Annotated in this window: 1 protein-coding gene; it reads left to right on the forward strand. The window is 70.6% G+C overall.

All coding sequences use genetic code 11. From position 1 onward, the window contains the following. A partial coding sequence (gene rnr, locus DEIPI_RS32055) for a ribonuclease R (protein ID WP_169737142.1) occupies positions 1-2,371 on the forward strand: 2,371 nt, incomplete at both ends.

The following is a 2,371-nucleotide window of genomic DNA, read 5'->3' on the forward strand; positions in this document are numbered from 1 at the left end:
CGAGCCGACCGCGCCCGCCCTGCCGGACGGTCCCAGCGTGCCCAGCACGCCCGACGCCGTGAGCGTCGCGGCCCGTCCCGAGGAGGACGAGACCCCGACGGACGAGCGTTCGCTGCTGCTGGACCTGCTGCGCCGCGTGGGCCGTCCCGTGCACGTCCGCGACCTCGAACGTCAGATCCCGCGCCGCGAGCGCGAGCAGTTCGAGTCGCGCGGCGACGTGGAGCGCAGCCTGGAGCGCCTCGTCACGACGGGTGACGTGGTCCGCACCCGCAAGCGCACCTACGGCCTTCCCGAGGCGATGAACCTCGTGCGTGGCCGCTTCCAGGCCACGAGCGGCGGCTTCGGCTTCGTGATTCCCGAGGGCGGCGGCGACGACTACTACATCCCGCCCGAATCCACCCTGGAAGCCTGGAACGGCGACACGGTGCTCGTGCGGCCCGAGGGCCGTTCGGACGGCGGACGCCGCGGCGGACGCGAGTCCTCGCCTCGCGCGACCGTCGTGCGCATCGTGCAGCGGCATCACTCCAGCCTCGTCGGGACGCTGGAGCGCTCCAAGGGCTACGCGATCCTCAAGGCGGACGATACCCGCGCCCGGCACCGCATCCTGCTCGTTCCGGACGGCACGGAGGACGTGCCGGTGGGCGCGCGCGTCATCGCGCGGCTCTTCTGGCCGGAGCACACCGGCGAGGACGAGGTGTTCGGCCGCGTCGAGAAGCTCCTCGGCGAGACCGACGATCCCGAGACCGAGACGCAGGCCGTCATCTTCAAGTACGACCTGCAGGCCGAGTTCTCCGGGGCGGCCCTCGCGGAGGCCGAGGGCGTCCCGGCGCGCATTCCCGACGACGTGATCGCGCGTCGGCTGGACCTGCGCGATGAGCACGTCTTCACGGTGGACGGCCGCGACGCGAAGGACTTCGACGACGCGATCCACATCCGCCCCGCCGAGAACGGCAACTTCCTCGTGGGCGTCCACATCGCGGACGTGTCGCACTACGTGCGTCCCGGCACCGCCCTCGACGAGGACGCCTACGCCCGCGCGACGAGCGTGTACCTGCCCGGCCGCGTCCTGCCGATGCTGCCCGAGCGGCTCTCGAACGGCGTGTGCAGCCTCGTGCCGAACGAGGACCGCCTCACGCTCTCCGCGCTCGTGACCGTGAACGCGGACGGCGACGTGCAGGACGTGCAGGTCGCGGAATCCGTGATCCGCTCGCAGGCGCGCCTCACCTACGACGAGGTGCAGGCCTACAGCGAGGGCGTCGCGACCCTGCCGGAGCACGCCCGCAAGGTGGAGGGCGACCTGCACCTGCTGCTCAAGCTCACCACGCGCATGCGTCAGAAGCGCCTGCGTGAGGGCAGCCTCGACTTCAAGCTGCGTGAGGTCAAGGTGGACGTGGACAAGGAGGGCAACCTCCAGCTCATCCCGATCCGCGAGGAGACGGCGCGCGGCATGATCGAGGACCTGATGCTCCTCGCGAACAAGGTCATCGCGCGCTTCCTGCTCGAACGGAACGTGCCCGCGCTCTACCGCGTGCACGAGGACCCCACCCCGGGCCGCTTCCAGGAGGTCAGTGCGGCCCTCGCGAAGATGGGCATCGGCCTCGGGACGGAGCCGACGCCGCAGGCGTACCAGGCGGCGCTGAAGCAGGTGCGCGGCACCCCGCAGGAGACGGCGGTCAACACGCTGCTGCTGCGCTCGCTGAAGCAGGCGCGGTACGCCGAGGAGAACCTCGGTCACTTCGGCCTCGCCTTCGAGGAGTACCTGCACTTCACCTCCCCCATCCGCCGCTACCCGGATCTGATCGTGCACCGCGCGGTGCGCGCCGTGATCGAGGGACGCGGGCAGGGACGGGAGATGGAGGAGTTGCGCGCCGCCCTGCCGAAGATGGGCGAGCACACCAGCGAACGCGAGCGCTCCGCCGCCGAGGCGGAACGTGACCTCACGAAGTACTACCAGGCGAAGTGGGCGCAGGCCCACCTCGGGGAGACCTTCGACGGGACGGTCAGCGGCGTCACGAGCTTCGGCCTGTTCGTCGCGCTGGAGAACGGCGTGGAAGGGCTGCTGCACATCAGCAACCTCGACGACGACTACTACTTCTTCATCGAGGACGCACAGATGCTCAAGGGCCGCTCGAGCGGTCAGACCTTCCGCGTGGGTGACCCCGTGACCATCACGATCGCCCAGGTGAATCCCATCGGACGACAGATCGACTTCTCTCAGGAGACGGACATGACAGACAACGGCAGGGGCCCCCGGGCCCGCAAACGAGGGGAGCGCGAGCAGGCCCGCGCGGAGGAGCGTCAGCCCCGCATGAACGAGCGGCCCGCCCGCCTCGCGGCGCTCGACACCCAGCAGCCCGATCAGGGCGGCGCC

The organism is Deinococcus pimensis DSM 21231 (assembly GCF_000519345.1).
Classification (GTDB): Bacteria; Deinococcota; Deinococci; order Deinococcales; family Deinococcaceae; genus Deinococcus_A; species Deinococcus_A pimensis.